This is a genomic window from Vibrio sp. St2 (assembly GCF_947311885.1).
Taxonomy (GTDB): Bacteria; Pseudomonadota; Gammaproteobacteria; order Enterobacterales; family Vibrionaceae; genus Vibrio; species Vibrio coralliilyticus.
Genome location: NZ_CAMZNA010000001.1, coordinates 54,191 through 78,732 on the forward strand (window position 1 = coordinate 54,191; position 24,542 = coordinate 78,732).

Annotated in this window: 23 protein-coding genes and 1 pseudogene; 15 read left to right on the forward strand and 9 right to left on the reverse strand. The window is 48.2% G+C overall.

The features are described 5' to 3' along the window. The first annotated feature begins 2 nt into the window (after nucleotides 1–2). Together iolE (QMA41_RS00240) and QMA41_RS00245 are read left to right on the forward strand one after the other, a co-directional pair. Nucleotides 3–899 (forward strand): myo-inosose-2 dehydratase, encoded by an 897-nt coding sequence (iolE, locus tag QMA41_RS00240; protein ID WP_281628510.1) that lies wholly within the window; start codon nucleotides 3–5, stop codon nucleotides 897–899. 21 nt (nucleotides 900–920) lie between these two features. Beyond that, nucleotides 921–2,432, forward strand: a complete 1,512-nt coding sequence (locus tag QMA41_RS00245; protein WP_281628511.1) for a CoA-acylating methylmalonate-semialdehyde dehydrogenase — start codon at nucleotides 921–923, stop codon at nucleotides 2,430–2,432. Nucleotides 2,433–2,521: 89 nt separating this feature from the next. On the opposite strand, the gene QMA41_RS00250 is transcribed toward QMA41_RS00245, so the two are convergent. Continuing rightward, a complete protein-coding gene (locus QMA41_RS00250; RefSeq protein WP_172847011.1) occupies nucleotides 2,522–3,025 on the reverse strand; it encodes a DUF2867 domain-containing protein in 504 nt (167 codons plus the stop codon). Beyond that, complete coding sequence (locus QMA41_RS00255) at nucleotides 3,025–3,219, reverse strand: hypothetical protein (RefSeq protein ID WP_082314101.1); 195 nt, start codon at nucleotides 3,217–3,219, stop codon at nucleotides 3,025–3,027. Before QMA41_RS00255 ends, QMA41_RS00250 begins: the two co-directional genes overlap by 1 nt. A 117-nt stretch (nucleotides 3,220–3,336) precedes the next feature. Here QMA41_RS00255 and QMA41_RS00260 point away from each other — a divergent pair, with 117 nt between their 5' ends. Then, the gene (locus tag QMA41_RS00260) at nucleotides 3,337–3,873 is read left to right on the forward strand and encodes a TetR/AcrR family transcriptional regulator (protein WP_281628512.1); all 537 of its coding nucleotides are present in this window, start codon (nucleotides 3,337–3,339) and stop codon (nucleotides 3,871–3,873) included. Between the two features lie 118 nt (nucleotides 3,874–3,991). Continuing rightward, nucleotides 3,992–4,534, forward strand: a complete 543-nt coding sequence (locus QMA41_RS00265) for an outer membrane beta-barrel protein (RefSeq protein WP_095664801.1) — start codon at nucleotides 3,992–3,994, stop codon at nucleotides 4,532–4,534. 66 nt (nucleotides 4,535–4,600) lie between these two features. On the opposite strand, the gene QMA41_RS00270 is transcribed toward QMA41_RS00265, so the two are convergent. From QMA41_RS00270 to QMA41_RS00280, 3 genes are read right to left on the reverse strand one after another with little or no spacing between them, the layout of a single operon-like run. Further along, on the reverse strand, nucleotides 4,601–5,272 hold the full coding sequence (locus QMA41_RS00270; protein ID WP_045984834.1) for a 3-oxoacid CoA-transferase subunit B: 672 nt from the start codon (nucleotides 5,270–5,272) through the stop codon (nucleotides 4,601–4,603). Then, a complete protein-coding gene (locus QMA41_RS00275) occupies nucleotides 5,269–5,922 on the reverse strand; it encodes a CoA transferase subunit A (protein ID WP_095560362.1) in 654 nt (217 codons plus the stop codon). The genes QMA41_RS00270 and QMA41_RS00275 overlap by 4 nt, the downstream gene beginning before the upstream one ends. Nucleotide 5,923: 1 nt before the next feature. Further along, nucleotides 5,924–7,138: an acetyl-CoA C-acetyltransferase gene (locus tag QMA41_RS00280; protein ID WP_281628513.1), complete on the reverse strand. Its 1,215-nt coding sequence runs from the start codon at nucleotides 7,136–7,138 to the stop codon at nucleotides 5,924–5,926. Between the two features lie 233 nt (nucleotides 7,139–7,371). Between QMA41_RS00280 and QMA41_RS00285 the strand changes: the two genes are divergently transcribed. Then, nucleotides 7,372–8,121, forward strand: a complete 750-nt coding sequence (locus tag QMA41_RS00285) for a sulfite exporter TauE/SafE family protein (RefSeq protein ID WP_281628514.1) — start codon at nucleotides 7,372–7,374, stop codon at nucleotides 8,119–8,121. 44 nt (nucleotides 8,122–8,165) lie between these two features. On the opposite strand, the gene QMA41_RS00290 is transcribed toward QMA41_RS00285, so the two are convergent. From QMA41_RS00290 to QMA41_RS00300, 3 genes are all read right to left on the reverse strand, one after another. Further along, nucleotides 8,166–9,251, reverse strand: coding sequence for an AarF/UbiB family protein (locus QMA41_RS00290; protein WP_281628515.1), 1,086 nt, complete (start codon nucleotides 9,249–9,251; stop codon nucleotides 8,166–8,168). Between the two features lie 110 nt (nucleotides 9,252–9,361). Then, nucleotides 9,362–10,261, reverse strand: a complete 900-nt coding sequence (locus tag QMA41_RS00295; RefSeq protein ID WP_281628516.1) for a LysR family transcriptional regulator — start codon at nucleotides 10,259–10,261, stop codon at nucleotides 9,362–9,364. A 57-nt stretch (nucleotides 10,262–10,318) separates the two neighbouring features. Continuing rightward, nucleotides 10,319–11,767 (reverse strand): sugar porter family MFS transporter, encoded by a 1,449-nt coding sequence (locus tag QMA41_RS00300; RefSeq protein WP_281628517.1) that lies wholly within the window; start codon nucleotides 11,765–11,767, stop codon nucleotides 10,319–10,321. Between the two features lie 576 nt (nucleotides 11,768–12,343). Here QMA41_RS00300 and iolE (QMA41_RS00305) point away from each other — a divergent pair. The 10 genes from iolE (QMA41_RS00305) to iolG all read left to right on the forward strand — a co-directional run bounded on the left by iolE (QMA41_RS00305) (nucleotide 12,344) and on the right by iolG (nucleotide 23,291). Continuing rightward, the gene (gene iolE, locus QMA41_RS00305; protein WP_006962651.1) at nucleotides 12,344–13,237 is read left to right on the forward strand and encodes a myo-inosose-2 dehydratase; all 894 of its coding nucleotides are present in this window, start codon (nucleotides 12,344–12,346) and stop codon (nucleotides 13,235–13,237) included. Between the two features lie 148 nt (nucleotides 13,238–13,385). Beyond that, nucleotides 13,386–15,257 carry a 3D-(3,5/4)-trihydroxycyclohexane-1,2-dione acylhydrolase (decyclizing) gene (iolD, locus tag QMA41_RS00310; RefSeq protein WP_006962649.1) on the forward strand — a complete coding sequence of 624 codons (1,872 nt, stop codon included), beginning with the start codon at nucleotides 13,386–13,388 and terminating at the stop codon, nucleotides 15,255–15,257. 61 nt (nucleotides 15,258–15,318) lie between these two features. Then, the gene (locus QMA41_RS00315; RefSeq protein ID WP_281628518.1) at nucleotides 15,319–16,494 is read left to right on the forward strand and encodes a Gfo/Idh/MocA family oxidoreductase; all 1,176 of its coding nucleotides are present in this window, start codon (nucleotides 15,319–15,321) and stop codon (nucleotides 16,492–16,494) included. A 26-nt stretch (nucleotides 16,495–16,520) separates the two neighbouring features. Beyond that, nucleotides 16,521–17,513 carry a 5-dehydro-2-deoxygluconokinase gene (gene iolC / locus QMA41_RS00320; RefSeq protein ID WP_065741587.1) on the forward strand — a complete coding sequence of 331 codons (993 nt, stop codon included), beginning with the start codon at nucleotides 16,521–16,523 and terminating at the stop codon, nucleotides 17,511–17,513. Nucleotides 17,514–17,632: 119 nt separating this feature from the next. Further along, nucleotides 17,633–18,505, forward strand: coding sequence for a 5-deoxy-glucuronate isomerase (locus QMA41_RS00325; RefSeq protein WP_006962643.1), 873 nt, complete (start codon nucleotides 17,633–17,635; stop codon nucleotides 18,503–18,505). A 9-nt stretch (nucleotides 18,506–18,514) separates the two neighbouring features. Continuing rightward, the gene (locus tag QMA41_RS00330; RefSeq protein ID WP_006962641.1) at nucleotides 18,515–19,342 is read left to right on the forward strand and encodes a class II fructose-bisphosphate aldolase; all 828 of its coding nucleotides are present in this window, start codon (nucleotides 18,515–18,517) and stop codon (nucleotides 19,340–19,342) included. A 93-nt stretch (nucleotides 19,343–19,435) separates the two neighbouring features. After that, a complete protein-coding gene (locus QMA41_RS00335) occupies nucleotides 19,436–20,281 on the forward strand; it encodes a MurR/RpiR family transcriptional regulator (protein ID WP_006962640.1) in 846 nt (281 codons plus the stop codon). Between the two features lie 72 nt (nucleotides 20,282–20,353). Further along, entirely contained in the window at nucleotides 20,354–21,187 is an 834-nt protein-coding gene (locus QMA41_RS00340) for a sugar phosphate isomerase/epimerase family protein (protein WP_172846818.1), read from the forward strand. Between the two features lie 145 nt (nucleotides 21,188–21,332). After that, nucleotides 21,333–22,163 (forward strand): 5-deoxy-glucuronate isomerase, encoded by an 831-nt coding sequence (gene iolB, locus QMA41_RS00345; protein ID WP_281628519.1) that lies wholly within the window; start codon nucleotides 21,333–21,335, stop codon nucleotides 22,161–22,163. A gap of 144 nt (nucleotides 22,164–22,307) precedes the next feature. After that, on the forward strand, nucleotides 22,308–23,291 hold the full coding sequence (iolG, locus tag QMA41_RS00350) for an inositol 2-dehydrogenase (RefSeq protein ID WP_281628520.1): 984 nt from the start codon (nucleotides 22,308–22,310) through the stop codon (nucleotides 23,289–23,291). A 47-nt stretch (nucleotides 23,292–23,338) separates the two neighbouring features. On the opposite strand, the pseudogene QMA41_RS00355 reads toward iolG, so the two are convergent. Continuing rightward, a pseudogene (locus tag QMA41_RS00355) lies at nucleotides 23,339–24,463 on the reverse strand (nucleoside-diphosphate sugar epimerase/dehydratase); the annotation flags it as partial. Nucleotides 24,464–24,542 lie beyond the last annotated feature (79 nt).

Sequence of the window (24,542 nt, forward strand, 5' to 3'; positions counted from 1 at the left end):
TCATGACAGTACAACTAGGAATTAATCCACTAACGTGGACGAACGATGACTTGCCGTCTCTTGGGGCTGAAACACCACTTGAAACGTGTTTGTCGGAAGGAAAACTGGCGGGTTTTGCCGGATTTGAACTAGGTAACAAATTCCCGCGTGAAGCGAGTCAACTTGGGCCAATCTTAGCCGGACATGAGTTGCAATTAGTCTCTGGCTGGTACTCTGGCGAGTTGTTGACTCGTAGCGTTGAAGAAGAGATTGAAGCCGCGCAGCCGCATCTGACGTTACTGCGAGAACTCGGTGCGAAAGTGATGGTGTTTGCCGAAGTGACTGGCTGCATTCATGGCGATCAAACAACATCAGCGCATTTACGTCCTCATTTCCCGGAAGACAAATGGCAGGAGTATGGTGAAAAACTGTCTGAGTTTGCCAGATACACCCAAAGTCAGGGCGTTCAAATTGCCTATCACCACCATATGGGAACGGTTATCGAGTCGGCACAAGACATCGACAATCTAATGATGCACACCGATAAGGAAGTTGGGCTGCTTTTGGATACCGGACATCTCACTTTTGCTGGTGCGGATCCGCTTGCTGTTGCTCGGCGCTGGGCTCATCGCATCAACCATGTTCACACCAAGGATGTGCGTCTTGATGTTCTGGCAGACGTCAAGAACCGTAAGACCAGCTTTCTTGATGCGGTATTGGATGGCGTATTTACCGTGCCTGGTGACGGTGGTGTGGATTTCCCGCCCGTACTTAAATTGCTGGCAGAAAACGGTTACCAAGGCTGGTTAGTGGTGGAAGCAGAGCAAGATCCGTCGGTGGCGCATCCGCTGACTTACGCCAAATTAGGATTCAAAAATTTACATCAATTTGCCTCTGATGCTGGTTTGTTTAACCAGTAGAGCAGGGAAGGAGCTCGATAAATGGAAACGGTTCAGAATTTTATTAATGGTCAACTAAGCGAGAGTCATACAGGTCGCTTCGCACCTGTATTTAACCCTGCGACAGGCGAGCAAAGTCGCCAAGTCGTGTTAAGTTCGGCAGCGGAAACCGCCGAAGCGATTGCTGTAGCTGAGAGGGCTTTCCCTCTATGGGCGAAGACACCGCCTCTCAAGCGTGCCCGTGTGATGTTCAAATTCAAAGCACTACTTGAACAAAACATGGATCGTTTGGCGCGAATGATCTCCAACGAGCACGGTAAAGTCTATTCAGACGCTGTTGGAGAGGTGACGCGAGGTCTGGAAGTGGTTGAGTTCGCATGTGGCATACCACATCTTCAAAAAGGGGAGCATTCAGCCAACGTCGGGACGGGTGTCGACAGCCACTCACTGATGCAACCTTTGGGGGTTTGTGCGGGTATCACGCCGTTTAATTTCCCAGCTATGGTACCAATGTGGATGTTCCCAGTTGCCCTCGCGACAGGTAACACCTTCGTCCTTAAGCCATCGGAAAAAGACCCGAGTATGGCGCTGATTATGGCTGAACTACTTAAAGAAGCAGGGTTGCCTGACGGGGTGTTTAACGTCGTAAATGGCGATAAGGAAGCGGTGGACGTACTGCTTACAGACCCTAGAGTTCAAGCCGTCAGTTTTGTTGGTTCGACGCCAATTGCCGAGTATATCTACAGCACCGCATCTGCGCACGGTAAGCGCTGTCAGGCGTTAGGGGGAGCGAAGAACCATTGCGTGCTAATGCCGGATGCAGACCTTGATATGGCAGCAAACGCGATCATGGGGGCGGCCTTTGGTGCCGCAGGAGAACGTTGCATGGCGTTGTCAGTGGCGGTTGTGGTTGGCGATGAAACTGGTGACAAGCTCATCGCCCAGCTTGAAGAGAAAATTGCGCAAATGCGTGTCGGGCCGGGGATCGTAGATGGGCGAGAAAATGACATGGGACCTGTGATCTCAGCACCGCACAAAGCGAAGATTTGCGACTACATCACATCAGGTGAACAACAGGGCGCCAAGCTAGTGGTTGATGGTCGTGATTTTGTGGTGGAAGGACACGAAACAGGTTACTTTGTTGGCCCGACGCTGATCGACAATGTTTCACCAGACATGACGATCTACAAAGAAGAAATCTTTGGCCCGGTCTTGTCGGTAGTGCGAGTTGAAGACTACGAGACGGCACTAGACCTGATCAATCGTCACGAATACGGCAATGGAACTGCAATATTTACCCGTGATGGTGAAACGGCTCGTCAGTTTGGTGAAGACGTTCTGGCTGGCATGGTTGGGGTGAACGTGCCTATTCCAGTACCTATGGCGTTCCACAGCTTCGGCGGTTGGAAGCGTTCGGTGTTTGGCCCACTCAATGTCCATGGCAATGATGGCGTTCGTTTCTACACCCGAATGAAGACGGTAACAAGCCGCTGGCCTACGGGCGTGAGGCTCGAACAACATGCGAGTGCCTTTACTATGCCGACCATGGACTAAGTGACTGCTCCGACTTATTGACGAAAAATCCCAGCATAAATCGCTGGGATTTTTTATGTTCAAATGCCTGAGAGTGGGGTAAACAGACCCTAAATGTTGACCCTTTTAAGCATTGCACGAATGCTAGCAGCGGCGATCAACTTATGAACAGGAATGATCGCTATCAAGTAGGCGTAACCAATCCATGTCCGAGTATTGACTAAAGTGGAGAGCGTGAACCGCCCCGGAGCGAGCTTGACTACTGAAAGGGAGACTTGCATATGTTTGTCCTCACTGGTGCAAATGATCTCTGTGTCTGAGAGTAATTCGACCTGATGTAATCCGATGTCTTGTCCCTGCCGTAAATCTTCGACCCGTAACGTCATCTTTTCTGCTGCCGCAGCAAAGCCTAACGGAGCGACCAAACGGTTTCTCAGCGCCATCAGTGTTTCAACGATGTTTGGAAGGTGGCCGAATACATCCACGTAAACCTGACTGGGAGAGCGCTGTTGGTCTGGGATCTCAAAGCTCAATGCGTCACAAAAGCCCCGTTTCTTTAAGCGCCCAGCCAGTGCACTTTGTGCTGGGAGCTCACTGCTTGCGAGTGTTTTCATCATCTCTCCTGCATCATCTGTTTCAACGCGTCTCTTACTTCCGAGCCTCCAATGAGAGCGAGAAACAAAAGGCCTCCCGGGATCAACAGCGCCATCATTATCGGCCTTAATACGTAGGAGAAGCAAAACAAGCTCGGCATAAATACCAACCACTGGCCTAATAGAGTTACGACTTTCTTGAGGTTTTCTTCCATTGCAGTATTTCCAAATCACAAAATTGAGCGTGCTCAATTAATAAATGAGCGCGCTCAATTTGTCAACTCATCTGGGTAGAGGTATGATCTAGCAGCAATATTTTGGGTGAAAAGAGCATGGGAAAAAGAGAACAAACGAGAGAGCGGATTCTTAGCGCGGCATGGGAATTGTTTGAAACGCAGGGGTATCAGGAAACGTCTACGCGTCAGATAGCTAGGCAAGCGGGAGTGGCAGATGGTACGGTCTTTAGCCACTTTGAAAACAAGCTCGCGATATTGCGTGAAGGTATGCTCAACCAGCTCACTCAGCTTGCGCAGCAAGGCTTGGCCAACCCTGTGAACGACGCAATGGAAATGGGGATGCAGTTTGCGACAACCTATTACGGTTATTACTTTTCCAATGTGAATCTGAGCCGAGCGCTGCTTAAAGAAGTCATCTGGGATATGGACTACTACCAGTCTTATAATGATGCGGTGTTTGCAAACTCGAACCTGCCGGTCAATGTAGCAGAGAAAATGCCGCTGATTATGGACTGCTACTTTATGACTCTGATTACTCACTTGAGCAAACCAGAACCCACTTTAGAAGCTGCCCTGAAAGAACTTGAAGGCAAATACCGCACTATATTGAATATTGGCGTAGTCGAGGAGTAGGCGCAATGGCAGAGCTTGATACATTCTTCTGACAAAGCCTTACAAAAACGATATATAACTTATTGAAAGGTTGTCGTATTTTCCAGCTCTGTTTAGTGTCTATGGTGAATACTCAACTATGAAAAAAGCGCTTTTACTCTTGCCATTATTGCTGTCTTCAACGGCGTTCGCGGGGAATCATCAAATCGGCTTTGGAATTGGGGGCGGCGGTACAGATGGTCCTAATGACTGGAGTGACTCGGGTTTTGCGGGAAAAATTGATTACGCGTATCAATTCCACCCGAACTTCGCTGCGGAAGTCGGTTATGCCGCGGTTGATGGTATGACAAGCAACATCGTCACAACCGTTTTGGGGACGACCAAGCAAGAAGTGAAATACTCTACTGGTTTTGCGGGCTTGAAAGCAGGCGTATCGCCTGTCTCTTTCCTCAATCTCTATGTTGTTGGTGGCGCGAATTATTCTGATGTTGAGAAAACGTATACGCCTTCAGGTGGAACGGAACGAACCGATTCTCACACGGGATTACATCCATACTATGGAGCGGGTACTGAACTGATTTTTTTTAGTACTGTTGGCCTGAACCTAGAGTACAGAAAGTTTGTTCTGGCTGATGATTTTGAATCCGATGTGGTCTTTGCAGGTATGAATATTAAGTTCTGATCTCGCCGAGATTCAAAAGAGAGCGAACGGGAGTAGCATGGAAGTGCTATTCCCGTTTTTGATCGTTTAGCAAGGCATGGCTTTGAGGTTAGGAGAGACGATTAGCTCGGCTGCTGTGACTGACTGCACATAATCCAGGTCAGTGTCTGGGGCTATCTCAATGATTTCAATACCTTGTGGTGTGATGGTAAAGACGCCTAGCTCGGTCACAATCAAATTGACCTGATTCATCGCCGTGAGCGGCAGGGTACAGTGCTTCAAAAGCTTGGGCTTGCCTTTTGCAGTGTGCTCCATTGCCACAATGACCTTTTTCGCGCCGACAACCAAATCCATTGCGCCACCCATTCCCGGAACCATTTTTCCCGGAATAATCCAGTTAGCCAGATTACCTTGTTGATCCACCTGAAGTGCGCCCAGCACTGTCGCATCAACGTGTCCGCCTCGGATAATGGCGAAGGAGTCAGCACTATTGAAATAGCACGCGCCTTCGATAGCGGTGATCGGTTGTGCTCCAGCGTTGACTAAGTCTGGGTCCTGATTATTTTCATCGGCTAGCTCATCAATACCCAGTAGGCCGTTCTCTGCTTGCATCAAGATTTCGATGTCTTTGTCGACTTCGTTAGCAACCAGAGTCGGCAAACCTATGCCAAGGTTAACGATATCACCGTCTTTCAGCTCTTGAGCAACACGGGAGGCAATACGTTTACGGATAAGGTGCTTTTCGTTGTTACTCATCAGGCTTCTCCCACAAAAATATGATCGACATACAAGCTCGGGGTATGAACGGCTTCTGGCTGAATGTCCCCAATCTCGACCAATTGTTCAGCTTCGACAATCACGCACTCAGCGGCAGTTGCCATTAAGGGGTTAAAGTTTTGGGTTGTTTTGCTGTAGAAAACATTACCTCTGAGGTCGACTTTTGAGCCGCGAATCAGGGCAAGGTCAGCTTTGAGGGGCTTTTCAAGTAGGAACTGCTGGCCATCCACTTCGATAAGCTGCTTACTTTCTGCAACAAGAGTTCCCAATCCCGTTGGTGTCAAAACGCCACCCAGACCAGCGCCTCCGCAACGGATTCTTTCTGCTAGCGTACCTTGAGGAACCAATTCAACATCGAGTACGCCATCGTTCATCTGGCGACCAGTTTCAGGGTTGAGCCCAATGTGAGACGCGTACAGTTTGGATACGCGCTGCTCGGCAATCAGGCGACTGGTGCCAACACCTGGCAAGGCCGTATCTGTGCTGATCAAGGTAATATCACGAATATCATTTTCAATCAGTAGATCGATGAGTTTTTCAGGCGCACCTGTACCCATAAAGCCGCCGATCATAATCGTCATGCCATCGCGCAAGTGCTGGCCTATCTGATCGGCTGAAATACGTTTCTTCATATTATTGTTCCTCACAACGTTTTAAGATCACTGCCGCGCCCATACCGCCGCCGATACACAGTGAGGCCAAACCCATTTGCTTGTTGTTTCTTTCTAGTTGATAGACAAGAGTAGTGAGAATTCGGTTACCAGAAGCTCCGATGGGGTGACCTAAAGCAATTGCACCGCCACTTAGGTTGCTGTTGTTGAGAAGCCATTGCGGCTCGACGTTGTGCTGGTGGCTAAGCTCTTTTATTACCCCTAATGCTTGAGCAGCGAAGGCTTCATTGAGTTCGAATACATCGATGTCACTCAGGCTAAGCTGTGCTTTTTCGAGGGTATTATTGATTGCGGTGACTGGGCCAAGACCCATGACTTCAGGTTTCAACGCACCCTGACCATATTCGACAATCTCAGCTAACGGTTTGAGGTTATAACGTTCTAGTGTTTCTTGGTTAACAAGAATGACAGCCGAAGCACCATCGTTGATTCCTGAAGCGTTGCCTGCGGTTACCGTCCCTTCTGGGTCGAAAGCGGCTCTTAATTTCGCTAGGCCTTCTATTGTCGCATTAGCTTTTGGATATTCGTCTTGAGAGACTTCAGTCTGAACACGACGTTGAATCACTGTGATGGGTTCTATCTCAGCCTTAAAGTGACCTTGTTCAATCGCTGCCGCCGCTTTGTTTTGGCTAGACAGGGCAAATTCATCCTGTGCTTCGCGGCTGATGTCGAGGTGTTTAGCCACGTTTTCCGCCGTAATACCCATGTGATAGTGATGAAACGCATCGGTCAGGCCATCCTTGATGATTGAGTCTTCGAGGGTTTGGTGGCCCATGCGGTAGCCTCTGCGAATCTGTCCGCTGGTAATAAACGCTGCGTTAGACATGCTTTCCATACCGCCTGCGATCACCACTTCTGCATCGCCAGCACGAATATGGCTGGCGCCATCCATCACCGCTTTCAGGCCGCTGCCGCAAATCATATTGATGGTGTAAGCAGGGACAGACTCTGGGATGCCAGCTTTGATGGCCGTTTGTCTTCCTGGCCCCATGCCTGTCCCAGCGGTCAGTACATTACCCATGATGACTTCGTCAACCAATTCGGCGGAGAGATTCGCTTGTGCAATGGCGCTTTGGATAGCATGTGCGCCGAGCTCAACCGCTGACAGTGGTGCTAACGATCCATTAAAGCTTCCAATCGGTGTACGCTTAGCTGCGACGATAAAGACACGTTTCATTTCTCAATCCTTTTGCCTGAATTCGATGGCTATAGTCTATGGAAAGCCATCGCCAAGGTGTTATCCCCAGGAATTCAAAGCGACTTTGCAAATATGCAAAACAACAATGTGGAACAGTTCACTGTTGATTGGTGACTTACTCATTAATGTATTGAAAATTAATGAGATAAGAGCATTTCTATGTCTATTTCTGCTGTTGAAACCTGTATCGCCACCGACACCGGAGTATTGGAATGACGCTAGTGACTGACCCATGGTTTTACGCCACGGCGATTCCCGCAGTATTGATCTACGGGATTGGCAAGGGTGGGCTAGGCGGCGCTTTAGGTATTATCGCCGTGCCTTTAATGGCCTTGGTGATTTCACCCACCCAAGCAGCGGCAATATTGCTGCCTATTTTGGTGGTTATGGATGCGTTTGCGGTTAAACAGCACTACCGAAATGCCGACTATGCCGTACTTAAGACAATGTTGCCTGGCGCTATTCTGGGTGTTGGTTTGGCGTGGGTATTTCTCAGTGTGACGCCTGAAACCGGCTTGAAATTGACCATTGGGTTACTGTCGCTTGGCTTTTGTTTGCAACACTGGTTGGGTGGCCGTTCGTCAAATGAAACACCGGGTAAAGTCAGTGCTTGGTTCTGGAGTTCATTGAGTGGCTTCTCCAGCACGGCGATTCACGCCGGAGGTGGGCCAGCAAGCATTTATCTTCTGCCCTTACAGTTAGAAAAGGTACGCCTTATTGCAACAATGGCGGTGCTTTTTGCGATTATTAATCTTTTCAAGTTGATCCCTTACGCCGCATTAGGCGAGTTTGATAAGACGAATTTGTTGACCGCCTTAGTGCTGATTCCAATAGCGCCAGTCGGGGTTAAGCTGGGGGTATTCTTACTCCACAGAGTCAGCCAACAAAGAATTTATCAGCTGTGCTATCTGTTCCTGTTTTTGTCAGGTGTAAAACTGTGTTGGGATGGAATCCTTGGATAAACAGCCCCATCACTATTAAGTCGATGGGGCAAGGTATTCACCGGTTATTTTATCTGGTAGTTAAGCGCAAGCTGGTACTTTTTCGCGTAATCTTCCAATAACTCTTGTTGGCTTTTATCGGCGTTACCATAAAACAGGCCGCCATGTTCAGCCAGATACTCATAACCATGCTCGATTTCTTTTTGCACAACATCGATTTTTTTCAGTGTTGCTGGTGTACAAGATTGGCCGTGCAAATCATCTTCAATATCCAAAACGTAAGAGCGAAACGCTTCAAGCTTGAACTGTTGACTGAGCGCTTGTTCGTTATCCAATGCTGCTTTCCATCGCTGAGCAATGGTTTGAAAGTGAGTAATAACTTCGGGTAAAGCAGCCTTCGAGGTTAGCCACTGAATCTTTCGCTGGTAGCTTTCAAGCCCGAGTTGCTTGACGCTTTCATAAAGAGATAACTGATGTGCCGAGCTAAGATTTTGTTCTAGTAACCAGCCAAAGAAAAAACGCGTCTCAAAGCGTTCTACAAAGTGGAAAAGCGGGTCGCTCAATCCATTGCTGTTGAGTTCAGAGAGTGGATCAAACGGGTACATATAACCAAAATCGAATAGCCATAGCTTGCCTACTTTATCCACCAGCAGATTGCCACTGCACAAGTCCCACTCCATCAGACCATGCTGCTCACACGCTTCCAGAGTATTGAACAATTGCTTGATGATCAACGGAGTGAGCATCTGCACATGTTCGCCTTCTATCCAAGGTGAAATCATAAACCCAAGGAGATAGTCGGCGTACAAAGTGGGTACTATATTCTGAAACAAAGCGGATGTGGCCGGGTCTTCACGTAATTGTTGGAAACGCTGCCTGCGTTGGACTTCATTCAAAAATGAATACTGGCCATCTAAGTTTTTCACCTTAGCGGCTGGGCGGCGTTTTTTCATGTTGTAGTCGCGGCCGTTGATACGCAGGTGGAAGACCTCAGCGGTTAGGCCTGAGTCAACAATCTTAACTACATAGGGTGACTCATAGGTCAGCTCGATAAGTATTTCAGGTGGCAATGGGCAACGGCTTTTGTCGCCAACGATAAGCGGCTCGCCACTGAGGTCGAAGTCTTGTTGAGCTTTTTGTCTCGCGTTCATGTGTATTCCTTCTCTTTTTTGTTATCAGGAGGATTAAAACGCGAGGCTGTACAAAAAACATCCTACTGATATGAATGTTTTTAGGGTGAGCTATAACGCTTACTTAAGCCTTATAGGGAGGAGTCTATACTCCTGAGCAGGAAATCTTTGAAGCGAGTCACGAGTGGTGAGGCTTTTTGGGGAGGATGATAGTAGAGATTAAGGCTCCAGATACTGGTTTCGTAATCTTCCATTAAAGGAACTAAAGACTTGTTTGATATTGCTTCTTCGACAACAAACTGGGGAAGATAGGCGATTCCGGTACTTTTGAGCGCCGCTTTCAAGAGAAGATCGCTGTCGTTGACTTCGACACTTTTCGGAACCTTCATTTGTAAGGTTTCCGCGTCTTGTCGAAATATCCAGTCGTTACTGCCGGTTAATGTCCTTGCGAACAAGCAATGATGTTGAGTGAGGTCCTGAGGGTGCTGAGGTTCACCGTGGCGCTGTAGGTAATCCGGTGAAGCGACAACGATAAATGGGCATTGCATCACTTCACGCTTTACAAGCAGCAGGTCTTTTTCACGATACCCCTGAAATGAGGCATTGGCGCTGATCATCAAATCACACTCACTGGCATGATCTAAAGCCCAGGGAGTGACATTCAAATTGAAAGTTACGTCTGGGTTTTCAGTCATGTAGTCGGCGATTTTATCGATCAGAAAATGATTGGCGTAAACGGGTGTAACGGCAATATTGATATGGCCTTTGTCGCTGGCCTGAAAGTCTTCCAACTTACGGCTGATGCGCTCAGCGTTATCGACCAGTGGTGAAAACTCATCGAATAGAGTCTGGCCTGCCTGTGTTGCGGTAAGAAGTCGGTTGGAGCGGTGGCAAAGTGGCACGCCAAAATGATTTTCGAGTTCTTGCAACCAGCGACTGCCAGCGGAAACACTGAGATTAAAATGACGCGATGCAGCGGAGATGGATCCGGTGCGGATTACGTATACAAAAAAGGCCATTTTATCCAGCATGCGACTTCCTTATGTGCCAAAGCGAGCACCTGAGTGCTCGCGGTATTTCCATTATTTTTATACGTGTGCGCTTTCCTGTTGATTGGTGGAGGGTTTGGCTTTGCCAAGCTTCTGAGCCATCACTTCTTCCATTTTTTCCAGCGCAACACCTTTGGTTTCTGGTACATATCTGACCACAAAATACATGCAGATCATAGAGAGAGCAGCAAATAACCAGAAGCTGAACCCGCCATTAAACTGCTCTCTGAGGAAGGCATTTTCATTGAGCATTGGGAATGATTGCGTGACGACAAAGCCTGCACACCACTGAGCGCCGACGGCGATCGCCATTGCTCTTGAGCGGATACTATTCGGGAAAATCTCTGAAATCATCGTCCAGCACGCACAGCCCCACGAGGTCGCATAAGAGACCACATACAAGCAAAGAGCAAACAGCGCAGAGTAACCTTCAGATTGGTTGTAAACCACAAAACCGACATAAGTCATGCTGAGCGCGCAGCCAAGCGTACCCCATTTCATTAACGGTAATCTTCCCACTTTATCGATCAGGTACATACCGAGTGCATTGCCGAGAATAAACACTAAGCCAATAAAGGTGGTTTGGAATAGTGCGTTTTCTGTGCCGCCAACAATGGGTTTTAAGATCTCAGGGGTGTAGTACATGATGACGTTGATCCCAGTGAACTGCTGCGCCGCGGCAACAAAGGTACCTACAGCAACGATTGACAGCATGAGGGGAGACTTAAGGCTCACCTGGCTTTTCTTCACCACACGACTCGCCATCAAAGAGTCTTCAATTTCATTGATTACGCGCTGCGCATGTTCTGCATCAGAAATGCGGGTAAGGACCTGTTTTGCTCTGTCTTTCTGACCTTTTAGCACTAACCAGCGTGGGGATTCTGGAATGGTGAAAAGTAGAGCGCCAAATATGATTGCGGGAATGATCTCTGAACCCAGCATCCAGCGCCAACCCAGATCCTGAAGCCACATTTCTGTCATGCCTTTGGCAATCACAAAGTTGACGTAGAACACCACTGTTTGGCCGACAACAACGGATTGTTGAAACATACTCACTGCACGGCCGCGAAAATCCTTTGGTGCGACTTCAGACATGTACATGGGAGAGACAACGGCGGCCAAACCAACTGCGACGCCGCCAACAATTCTTAATACGGTATAGAAAGTGAAAGTAGGGGCGAGTGCTGAGCCAACGGCTGATATAGCAAACAATATAGCGGCCAAGAATAAAGTTTTACGACGGCCATATTTGAGAGAGAACCAGCCTGCACTGACCGCGCCAACAATACTGCCTAGTACCACGCTGGAAACCGCCCAGCCTGTTTGCGCAGGTGTTAGGCCAAAGTAATTTGTAATGGGCCCAATGGCACCAGATATGACCGCAGTGTCGTAACCGAAAAGGATCCCACCTAACGCGGCGACACAGCAGATTTTAATAATGTAGGCAAAGTTTCGTTGACTCTTATCCGTCGAATGACTCGATGACATGTTTCTCTACTCCTTTATATGAGAACCCGTCTCTCGCTCTACCATCGAACAGTGTGAGCTGGGTTTGGATGTTTGTTCACGTAATGGCAATTCCAGTTGGCTGCTGAGTGTCTTTGACGACTTATTAAAATGTTGCAGCTATGTTGGGTTTGTTAATGATAAGAATTTTTCATTGTTTCGGTTTTTTATCCTAGTCGTTCAAAAGTTGTTCGGGAAGTGCAGTTGACGTGTTTTCCGGAAAACTGTTACACAAATCAAATTGTGGAAAATATTTTTCAATGGTCGTGTTTGATTTTAAGTATTTGATTATATTGTATTTATATTCAAATGTGAGCGAGGTCAATTTTATGTCTGAGGCCTTGTTGTGATTACTGTTAGCAGGTTTTTTCAGCAGTTTGTAAAGGTTTTTTATTGTTTGAAAAATATTTTTCATATCATGAGTGTTGTTTTATAGTAAGCAGCAACTCAACGAATTGGTGCGATTGAACGAGAGATGAAAAGCATTTTTCAAAAAACACCGCTTTAGCGCTCTGATTCAATCCGTTTTTCGAAAACTTAAATCTTTGGAGTACAAACATGAGTAAGGTGCAATACGGAATTAGCCCACTGACCTGGACCAACGATGATATGCCTGAGTTGGGGGGAGAAATCCCATTGGAAACATGTTTGAGTGAAATGGCGCAAGCGGGCTTTACCGGTACGGAGCTGGGAACAAAGTACCCGCGAGAGCCAGAAGTGCTGATCCCACTTTTAGAGAAGCATAATTTGGTTCTCGCATCAGGGTGGTACAGCGGTAACCTAATGACGCTTACAGCGGATGAAGAAATCGATGCTATGCAACAGCACATTCGCTTGCTTAAAGCCGCTGGTTGTAAAGCGATGGTGTATGGAGAAGTGAGCAACAGTGTTCATGGCGATATCGATACTCCGCTCTCACAGCGTGTCATCCTCAGCATGGAAGAATGGAAAACGTACGGTGAAAAGCTGACCAAAGTGGCGAAGTATCTTTTAGAAGAGCACGATATCAAGCTGTCCTTCCACCATCATGTTGGCACTATCTGTGAAACGGAAGATGACATCAACCTACTGATGGAGCTGACGGGGCCGGAAGTATTCCTAACGTTAGACACCGGACATGTGACTTATGGCGGAGGCAATCCAGTTACCATGATTGAGCGTTGGGGACATCGCATTGGCCATATGCACTTTAAAGATTTGCGTCTTGGCGTGATGAAAACGGCTCGTGACGCCGATAAATCTTTCCTCAATGCTGTGCTTGATGGCGTCTTTACCGTCCCAGGTACAGGTGATGTTAATTATGACGATGTCTTTGCTGCCCTCAAAGCGCGCAACTATGAAGGCTGGTTGCTGGTGGAAGCTGAACAAGATCCAGCCAAAGCACATCCGCTCACATTTGCAAAAACCGCCTACGAAAATATCTCAGGTTATGCAGAAAAATACGGTTTATAACGGCTAACAACGTCATGCAGGAAGCACGCGTAAAGTAGGGACGCTTTGCTTAAATGCGCATCAAATATCAATGTGAATTAAAGGTCGCCCCTGAGCCTCAAACGAGTGGCTTAACGAGGCTTAGGGACAAAACTAAGGACAGACAATAATGAAAACCATACGTCTTACGGTAGCAGAAGCACTGGCACAATATCTGGCTGCACAGAAAATTGAAGTTGACGGTAAAGTCGAGCAGTTGTTTGGTTGTGCATTTGCCATTTTTGGCCACGGTAATGTGACTTGCTTTGGTCAGCAGCTAAAGAATATTGAAGACAAAATTCCTACTTGGCGCGGCCAGAATGAGCAGTCGATGGCAACAGCGGCTATTGCCTACGCCAAGGCTAATCAGCGCCGCCGCATCGGTATTGCAACGTCATCTATTGGCCCAGGAGCAACCAATATGGTGACAGCAGCAGGGATAGCCCATACTAACCGTCTGCCAGTTCTACTTATCTCAGGAGACGCGTATGTCAGTCGTCTGCCAGACCCTGTTTTACAGCAGCCAGAAAACTTTTATGACCCATCCATCACCTGTAATGACGCTTTCAAACCGTTAACTCGTTACTGGGATCGAATCGTATCACCTTCGCAGTTGATTCATACTCTGCCGCAAGCGATCGACACTATGTTAGATCCGGAAACGTGTGGCCCAGCATTCCTAAGCTTACCTCAAGATATTCAGGGAGTAGCGTACGATTTCCCTGAAGTGTTCTTTGAAGAAAAAATCCACCGTATCCGCCGTCCTGAGCCTGAGTTAGCAGATTTAGAGGACGCAAAGGCTGCGCTGATGAAGGCGGAGAAGCCGCTGATTATTTCTGGCGGTGGCGTTCACTACTCACTGGCAACCGATGAGCTAAAAGCGTTCGCTGAAAAGCATAATATTCCGGTTGTTGAGACGATAGCAGGCCGCGCAACTATGCTGCAGGACAACCCACTGAACGCTGGTCCAATCGGCGTGACCGGTTCAGATTCAGCCAACTACATGGCTGCACATGCTGATGTGGTGCTGGCAATCGGTACGCGTCTTCAAGATTTTACTACCGGGTCGTGGAGCGTTTTCCGTAATCCAGACATGAAGCTTATCGCGATGAATGTCGCCCGTTTTGATGCGATTAAGCATCGAGCACTGGCGGTAAAATGTGATGCGCAACGTGGCATGGCGCAGCTGTCACAACTGCTGGGAGACTGGCGCAGTAGTGATGACTGGGCGTCGACGGCTAAAGCGCAAGCCGACGAGTGGAAAGCGGTCGTTCAACGCCGTACTAACCCTCAAGAAGGCGACTTGCTACCAGGCATGTCTTCTTATGCAGAAGTGATTGGCAAGCTCAACAAATCCATGCAACCCGGTGACACCGTTCTGACTGCGGCAGGAGGTTTACCTGCTGAGCTGGCTATGAACTGGCAGAACTACCAGATTGGCAAGTTTGACATTGAATTTGGTTTCTCTTGCATGGGATACGAAATCGCAGGGGGCTGGGGTGCGAAAGTCGCAAATCCAGACAACGACGTAGTCGTGCTTGTCGGTGATGGCTCCTACCTAATCCAGAACTCAGATATCTACTCGTCCGTTCTGACGGGTCACAAGATGATTGTGGTTGTGTGTGACAACGGCGGATTCGCTGTGATCAATAAACTGCAAACCAACACAGGTAACCAGTCATTCAATAACTTACTGGAAGATTGTCGACGCCCTGATGGTGAGCTGGCACGTGTGGACTTCGCTAAGCATGCGGAAGCGCAAGGCGCGATCAGCGAGAAACTGACCGACATTACTGAGTTTGATGCTGCGTTCCAGCGCGCTAAAGAAGCGGATCGCACCTACGTCATTGTGGTCGATATCGATCCTATCTCTCCTGCAACTTGGTCTAAATGCGACTGTTGGTGGGAAGTTGGACTACCAGAAGTAACTCGCAGCGAAGAGACCGCCAGCATTGTGGCGGAGTGGGAAGAAGGCCGAGTCAATCAACGTCGTGGCGTCTAAAAAGTTATTAGTGCATTGTTAAGCCGCACTGAAAAGTGTGGCGTTAAGAAGGAATTGAAACATGTTTAATGAAGAGCGTCGATTTGAACAACCTATTCGCTGGGCAATGGTCGGTGGCGGGCGTGGTAGCCAGATTGGTTATTCTCACCGTAATGCTGCGCAGCGCGATGGCTTATTTAAGTTAGTTGCGGGTGCATTCGATTTGGATGCCGAGCGTTGTCGTGATTTCGGCACCAATTTAGGTCTGGATAGCGATCGTTGCTACTCAAGCTATAAAGAGATGTTTGCCGCCGAAGCGCAGAGAGAGGATGGTATTCAGGCGGTATCAATCGCAACGCCGAATTCGACTCATTACGAGATCTGTAAAGCGGCGCTGGAAGCCAATCTGCACGTGGTGTGCGAAAAACCTATCACCTTTACTGTGGCTGAAGCCGAAGAACTGAAAACCATCGCAGCGCAGAACAACCGCGTACTTGGAGTTATGTACGGCTATACGGGCTTCCCTATGGTCCAGCAGGCGCGTGAGATGGTTCAACGTGGTGATTTGGGTGAGATACGTGTTGTAAACATGACCTTTGCGCATGGTTTCCACAACATTGAGCATGAAAAGAATGACCCTGGCTTAAAGTGGCGTGTTAGCCCTGAAGTCTCGGGCCCTACCTACGTGATTGGTGACATTGGTACCCACGCTTTTTACCTGTGTGAAATGATCACAGGACTGGAGGTCAAACGTCTGGCTTGTATGCGCCAAAGCTTCATCGAATCACGTGCTCCTCTGGAAGATAACGCTCATGTAATGATGGAATTTGAAGGCGGTGCAGTAGGTACATTGTGGGCGTCTGCAGTTAACTCGGGGGCTATGCATCAGCAGAAGATTCGCATCGTTGGCGAAAAAGCATCCATTGAGTGGTGGGATGAACATCCAAACCAGCTTAAGTATGAAATTCAGGGTGAGCCACCACGTCTATTAGACCGTGGTATGGGTTACCTGCATAACGACGCAGAGGGCGTGGCCTCGAACCGCATTGGCGGTGGTCATGCGGAAGGTTACTTCGAGTCTTGGGCGAACCTTTACCACCGTTTTGCTCTCGCGTTTCAGGCGGCGAATAACGATGATCAGGAAACTCTGGCAAACCTGTGGTATCCGGGCATTGATGCGGGTATCGAAGGTGTTCGTCTGTGTGAGAAGTGTGTTGAATCCGCTGACCAGAGTGCCACTTGGGTTGACTACAAATAGTCCAGAGATCACAGAGAGGGAACGGTATGACCAAGATTGCTATCGAACACGATCGTCAACTCGATGCCATCGTGCTGGGACGAGCTGGTGTGGATCTCTACGCGCGCGAGCTGAATACTGATATTCAGGATATTTCTGGATTCAACAAGTTCGTGGGTGGCTCTGCAGCTAACATTGCGGTTGCGGTAAACAAGCTCGGAGGCAAAGTCGGTTTCATTGGCTGTGTGGCCAAAGACTCGTTTGGTGATTACGTCAAACACTATATGAGTGGTTTGGGGATCAATCTGAACGGCATGATGACGGATGATTCTGGCTCACGGACTTCAGTTGCATTCACCGAGATGAAACCTTCCGACTGCGACGTGCTGATTTATCGTAACAACGCGTCGGATCTGACGCTCAAACCAGAGCAAATTGACGCTGACTATATTGCCAGTTCTAAGGTGTTGATTGTCACAGGAACGGCGTTGGCACAAAGCCCGAGCCGAGAGGCGACGTTGCTCGCAATGCAGTATGCAAGATCCAGCGGCACCTTGGTGGTACTGGATGTAGATTACCGCCCATATTCATGGCGCACAGACGTCGATGCTTCTATCTATTTTGGTATTGCATCTCAACTGTCAGACATCGTGATTGGTAACCGTGAAGAGTTCGACATGATGGAAACCGTTGTCGCACCGGGTAATAAAGATGATGACGCAACCGCGCAGCGGTTCCTGACGGGCTCAACTCAGGTGGTCATCATCAAAGCCGGAGAACTCGGCTCAAAAGTCTATGGCCGCGATGGCCGTTACTTCGAGCAAGGGATTTTCCCAGTCGAAGTGACCAAGCCATTTGGTTCGGGTGACTCTTTCGCTGGCGGTGTCATCTGGACACTGGTCAACGGCGGTGAGCTGGAACAAGCGGTCAAACATGGTTCTGCGGCTGCAGCGATCAATGTCAGTGGCACCAGCTGTACGGAAGCCATGCCAACCAGAGAAGCGCTGTTTAATTTTATTGAGACCAGAGAACAACGTTAAGTGTCGGAATGCCACTAGCGTCTTAGGTCTTGCCGGGCCAGTGTGATCAATAATGATCACCGACTACCTACCATCGTGGCCCGGCTTTCTTTTGGTCAGTCAGTATTAAAGGAAGAACAATGGGAAAGCATATTCCACCTTTCGATAACCACAATGAAGCGATTATCGATGTCAATGATGACACTACGCCGTTGTGTTATTTCAATCACGTTCGCCTTGCTCAGGGTGAAACGTTCGATTACATGTTAGACGACTACGAAACGGTTGTCGTTCTGGCTGGAGGCACTTGTAGTGTCACTGTCACTGAACAAAACGGGCAAACGCACGCTTTCGACAATATTGGTCAGCGTGAATCCGTCTGGACAGGTAACCCTGAATCCGTCTACGTGCCTGTGGGTATGACAGCCAAACTTGAGTGTGTCAGTGATCATGCAGATATTATGATCGCAGGTGGCCGATTTGAAGAGACACTGTCTCCTTTCTGTGTCCGTCAAAACGATGTCGACATCGTTCAATACGGGTCCGACGATACAAAAACACATCGTAAGATCAAGCACGTACTAGGGCAGAGCAATGCGGACAAGCGTGGTCGCCTACTGGTGAGTGAGTTGTTTACGGTTGGCGCTGGTGGTTGGTCGGGTTTCCCCCCACATAAACACGATGAAGACCGCGTTAAAGAAGATGGCAGCAAAGAAACCCTTTATGAAGAGGTGTATCAGTTCCGCTTTAATCCGGACTTCGGATTCGGTGCTCAGTTTCTATATGAACATGAGGATGACTTTGGCCCGGTTTACCACGTGCGTACTGGCTCTGTCATAGCGATAGACAAAGGCTATCACCCGAGTGTTGCTGCCCCTGGGTACGAAATGTATTACTTCACGATCATCGTGGGTAAGACATCTAAGTCTCTGATTCAACACTTTGATCCGCATCATGAGTATCAGGTTGAAACCATTCCGGGCATCAAGGACATGATCGCCAAATTCAAATAGGGAGCTTTTATGCTGGTTAATTTAAAGGATTTGCTGCCGGAAGCGGCGGCAGGGGATTTTGCTGTTCCTTGTTTTAACGTTTTTGGTTATGAAGACGCCAAAGCGGTTGTTGAAGCCACTGAGGAAACCAATCGCTCGGTCATTCTGGCGTGTAACAAAGACGTGGTGGATTTTTACGGTGTTGAAACCGCAGCATCTATGTTTCTCAATCTCGCTAAGCAAAGCAGTGCACCAGTTTGTTTGCATCTTGACCACACTTACGAGGAAGAGATTGTTTTCCGTGCACTCAAAGCTGGCTTTAGCTCAGTTATGTTTGATGGCTCGCAATTAACATTGGATGAGAACATCCGTCGTACGCGTAATGTCGCGCGTGTTGCTCATGCCTTGGGAGCGAGTGTTGAAGGTGAAATCGGTTCAGTGCCTTATGAGGAAGGCCGTGATCACATTAAGTCGATATACACCAGCCCGCAAGATGCTCAGCGATTTGCTGAAGAAAGTGAAGCGGATTGTGTCGCGATATCGGTCGGTAATATTCACCGCCTTACTCAGCCTGTCTGCGAGATAGATTTTGGCTTACTTGACCAAATTGCTGCGCAAGTTGATATTCCACTGGTGATTCACGGCACCAGCGGTATTCGTGAAGTGGACATGCTCAAGCTTAAGCAGAGCCGCGTCGCCAAATTTAACATAGGCACTTGCTTGAGGCAGGCATTTGGTCATGGACTGCGCGACTTGCTCAATCAGGAGCCGGATAAGTTCGATCGCTTGTACTTTATGCAGAAAGTCATACCTGCGGTAAGACAAGAAGCAATCCGAAATTTTGAAATTCTGGCTTAAAGTATTTCCAGAATAGATAGCTTGATGTATTCAGTCGTGCACCAATCAGTTATTATTTGAATTAGAAAAGCTTTTCGAGGAGAAGTGCAGGGTATGACAGTGGAAAACAGCCAGTTGGAATTGGTTCCTGCGGATTTAGATACACTACGTGATCGCGTGGTAAAGCGCTACGATAGGCTCAGCCAGCGTTTACAGCAGGTAGCGGATTTTGTGATGGCCCAGCCGATGCTGGTGGCCGTCGAAACTATGGCGACCATTGCCGAGCAAGCGAACGTGCCGCTCTCTACTCTGAGCCGTTTTGCCAATACTATGGGTTTCTCAGGCTTTAGCCAGATGCAGGCGTTGTTCCGCGAGCAATACCTGAATCGCCCGCGTGATTATAAAGAGCGTGTGCGACAGGCTCGTGAGCACGATGATATGGCATCGGACTCGCCAGCGGCAGTGTTCCAAGACTTTGGCCATGCCAATGTTGAAGCTATTGAGCAGTTACAAATAGCTGTTTCTCCACAAAAACTCGAAAAAGCGGTCTCTCTGCTTGATGAAGCAGAAACCATCTACATTCAAGGCATGCGCCGCGCTTATCCGGTTGCATTCTATCTCTGGTACGCACTGATGAAGTCAGACAATAACGTGGTCTTAATCGATGATCATGGCGGTATGCTGAAACCTCTGACAAAGCGTATGAACAAAAAAGATGTCCTGTTGTGTGTCACGTTCACGCCTTATGCGCCGGAAACCAGTGAATTGGTGGAAAATGCGCACGAGAAGCAGGTGCCTATCGTTGCTATTACCGACAACCAAATGACGGAAAATGGCAGCAAGTACGATGTTTGTTTTGAAGTGAAGGAAGGGGAAGTCATGGGCTTCCGCTCGCTCAGTAGCTCCATGTATCTGGCACAAACTCTGGCAGTCAGCCTGATGTGTCGGGAAATCGGTTAATTCTCACTTAATCGAAGGGTCACTATCCTCTGTGTGGCCCAAAATCTTTCAGACTCCCAATAAGGAGCTCTTATGCGTTTTGCACTTCATGGCATGTGCTCGTTGCACAGTAACATCCTGTCCGATATCCGCCTTGCCAAAGAAACCGGATATCAGGGATTAGAAATCCACACGGAAAAACTCTGGCGTTATATTCATGCCGGATTTACCGCTGAGCAGTTTAAATCTCGCCTTGACCAGTTTGGTATCACGCCCAGTGCGATTGATATTATTGGTGGTGTTGAAACAACCGACAAAAGCCAGCAGAAAACATTGTGGAAAGAGACAGAAACCTTGTGTCAGTTTGCAGCCGATATTGGTGCGCCAACCATTCAGCTTAACGCCTTTGAAGGGCTGAACGGGCTTAGCGTCGAAGACAATATTCAACTGACGGCACGAAACATACGTTCTATTACCGATATTGGCCGAGATTTTGGCATCCGCTTTCAATACGAAGGTGCGGCATGGACACCCATCGCTAAACTCAGCGATTGCCTCAAACTGCATGATGCGGTGGCTAGAGACAATTTTGGTTTTGTGCTCGATACTTGGCATTTCTGGGCCTGCCGTGGCGCATCACCAGAAGAGTTCGCCTCGCTGGATTCATCCCTGATTTATAACGTCCACATTTCCGATGGCAAACGTCCTGAACCTAATCAAGAATGGCCTGACGAAAGGCTACTGCGTGGTTATTTACCTGGTGATGGCGATATCCCGCTCGAGGAATATCTTGATGCTATTCGTGCCACTGGCTATGACGGATTTTATTCCGGCGAGTTCCTAAATGATCAGCTATGGGAGCATGATCATCACGATGTTGCGTCGGCGATGTTAGAGCGTATGAAGGGCTTACTTTTAACGAGCTAGTCGTTTCAGTATTTGAACCACGTTTGGCTATTTGTTACTCAGTCCACAAAATGAATATTTCAAACTAAAATATAGATGAAATAATCATTTCATTTGATAGTGTAATGGAAAATTCGTTTTCTTGTGAAGAATGGAGTGTCTCGCAATGTCGTATCTGCTTTCCAAATATCAGCCCGATGGCGCACAAGGGCTTGTGCAGTCTATTACGCCGCAATCGGCTGGCTGGCAATACGTTGGCTTTAAGGTTTACGAGTTGAACGCTGGTGATTCGATACAACTGGATGCTAATGCGGATGAGCTCTGCCTGGTATTGGTCGCTGGCAAAGCGACCATTTCTACCGATAGCCAGAGTTTTGAAAACATCGGTCAGCGTATGTCTCCGTTTGAGAAAACCAAACCTTACGCTGTGTATGTGGCACCAAAAGAAACCGTGCAGGTTGTGGCAAATACACAGCTAGAGCTGGCCGTATGTCAGGCGCCGGGGAAGGGGAATTACCCAACTCGTTTGATCGCTCCGCAAGATATTGATGCGGAACATCGCGGTCAGGGACAGAATCAGCGCTATGTGCACAATATTCTTCCTGATGACAAAGAAGCAGACAGCTTGTTAGTGGTTGAGGTGTACACCGATGAAGGCTGCACCAGTTCGTATCCGAGTCATAAACACGATCAAGATGCAGAGCCTGAGGAAACTTATCTCGAAGAAACCTACTACCACCGACTCGATCCTGAGCAAGGGTTCTGTATGCAGCGCGTGTATACCGATGATCGCGAGCTGGATGAGTGTATGGCGGTTTATAACAAAGACGTGGTTATGGTGCCAAAAGGTTACCACCCAGTAGCGACAATGGCGGGCTATAACAGCTACTACCTCAATGTGATGGCGGGCCCAACCCGAAAGTGGTTGTTCACATGGGAAAAAGACCACGCTTGGATCAATTCTGAACAATACGCAAAGAGTTCAGATACTGAGTGATTAGCCTGAGTAAGAACTTATATCGCTAAAGTTTGAGCGTACATAAGCGCTCCTGAAAAGTGCGTCACCCCCAATCACGCACATTTATGCCCACTGAGATATGCCAGTGGGCCTCTTTCCTACCTAATCTGTAAGGAGTACAGAATGTTTAATATCGCACTGTTTGGAGCAGGGCGGATTGGACAAGTGCATGCTGTTAACATTGCCAATCACCCGGAAACCCGTTTGTTTTCTGTCATCGACCCCTATGACGTTAATGCCAATATGCTGTGTCAGCAGTATGGCGCTAAGCGACAGAGTATCGAAGAAGCCATGCAAGACAGTGAGATTGATGCGGTGTGTATTTGTTCTGCAACGGATACACACGCAGATTTGATCGAACTGGCGGCAAAAGCAGGGAAAGCCATTTTCTGTGAGAAACCGATCGATCTTGATTTGAGCCGAGTCAGAGACTGTTTAGCGGTGGTTAAGCAGCATCAAGTTCCGATGCTAGTCGGTTTTAACCGACGTTACGATCCTCAATTCAGAACACTGAAAAACAAATTGAATCAGGGAGCAATTGGTGAGCCTGCGACACTGACCATAACGTCTCGTGACCCAGAACCACCGGGCGCTGATTATGTGAAGGTGTCTGGAGGCATGTTCCGCGACATGACGATTCACGACTTAGACATGGCGCGTTTTATTCTTGGGGAAGACCCTGTTTCCATTACAGCGCATGGCAGCTGTAAAGTGAACCCAGAAATCGGAGCTGCGGGTGATATCGACACTGGTGTTTTGGTGTTGGAATTTCCTTCCGGTGCAATGGCAACGATCCAGAACAGTCGCCGCTCAGGGTATGGTTATGATCAACGTATCGAGCTTCATGGTGAGTTTGGCATGCTTCAGGCGGCAAACCAAAATGAAAACTTGGTCAGCCAGATTAGCGAGCAGGGCAGGCAATCAGCCAAGCCAATGCATTTCTTCCTAGAGCGATACAAAGAGGCTTACATCGCGGAATGGCAACACTTTGTTGATGTGCTCAATGGCGCTGAGCCTGAGTGTTCAGGTGATGATGGCGAATATGCACTCAGACTGGCTGATGCGGCGCTGGAATCACTGCGTAGCAAAAAGACCGTTTCACTATAAGAAATTCAACCGGAAGCCCATTTAGGTTTCCGGTTCGTTTTACCTCGTTAGCAAACGTCGCTGGTTTCTTTGTGAACGTTAGCGGTTTGGTAGCCCGTTGGTGCTGACAGAAGTGTCTGCTTGATGGCGACCACATCATGTTCGTTGCAGTTACGTTCAAGCTCGTTTAAGACTAACGCCATCTCCTGCCAATTGAGCTTCTCTTCCATGGCCGTCATGATTTTATGGTGGCAGGTTTCTTCTACGTTGCCGCCAATCAGTAACTCTTCATACAGTTTCTCGCCCGGACGAAGACCAATGAACTGGATAGCAATTTCATCGTGATGCGTGTTGCCCAGTAAACCTTCTTTCTTACCCGATAATTGAATCATCTTACGTGCCAGCTCAACGATCTTGACCGGCTCGCCCATATCCAGCACAAACACCTGTCCATTGTGGCCCATAGCGCTGGCTTGAATGACTAGTTCCGCTGCTTCTTGAGTGAGCATGAAATAGCGGACGATTTCTGGGTGGGTAATAGTGATTGGGCCGCCTGCTTCGATCTGCTTTTTAAATAGTGGAACAACCGAACCCGATGAACCAAGGACATTGCCAAATCGGACAATGGTAAAGGTAGTCGCGGTTTTTTTGTCCGCTAAGGCTTGCAGAACCAATTCAGCCAGTCGTTTACTGGCGCCCATGATATTGGTCGGTCTGACCGCCTTATCCGTGGAGATAAGGGTAAAGTTTTCTACCTTAGCCTCAATCGCGGCCTGAGCACACGATAACGTACCAAACACATTATTCTGGATGCCTGCGATGATATTGTCTTCGACCAATGGAACATGCTTATAAGCGGCGGTGTGGTAGATGGTATCCACTTTGTGGTTTTTCATGAGCGCTATCAGGCGTTGCTCGGTTTGGACTGAGCCCAGTATTGGAATAATTTTTACTGTGCTTGTGCTGTTTTTCGCGCCGCCACTTAACTCTTGATCAATTTGATAGAGGTTATATTCATTCAGCTCAAACAGAATCAGGCTTTTGGGGTTTTGCTTGAGCACTTGTCGGCACAATTCCGAGCCAATCGAGCCGCCAGCGCCTGTCACCATGACATTCTTGCCGGTAATGTTTTTTGCGAGTAGCTGCTGGTTTGAAGTGATCGCCTCACGCCCGAGTAAAGCGGCGATGTTCAGGCTAGGATCATTCATTGTAGGCGAATGCTTTACGATAATAGGCTCTTGCTGTCCTCCGGTTCTAAGGTCTAGTTTGGCA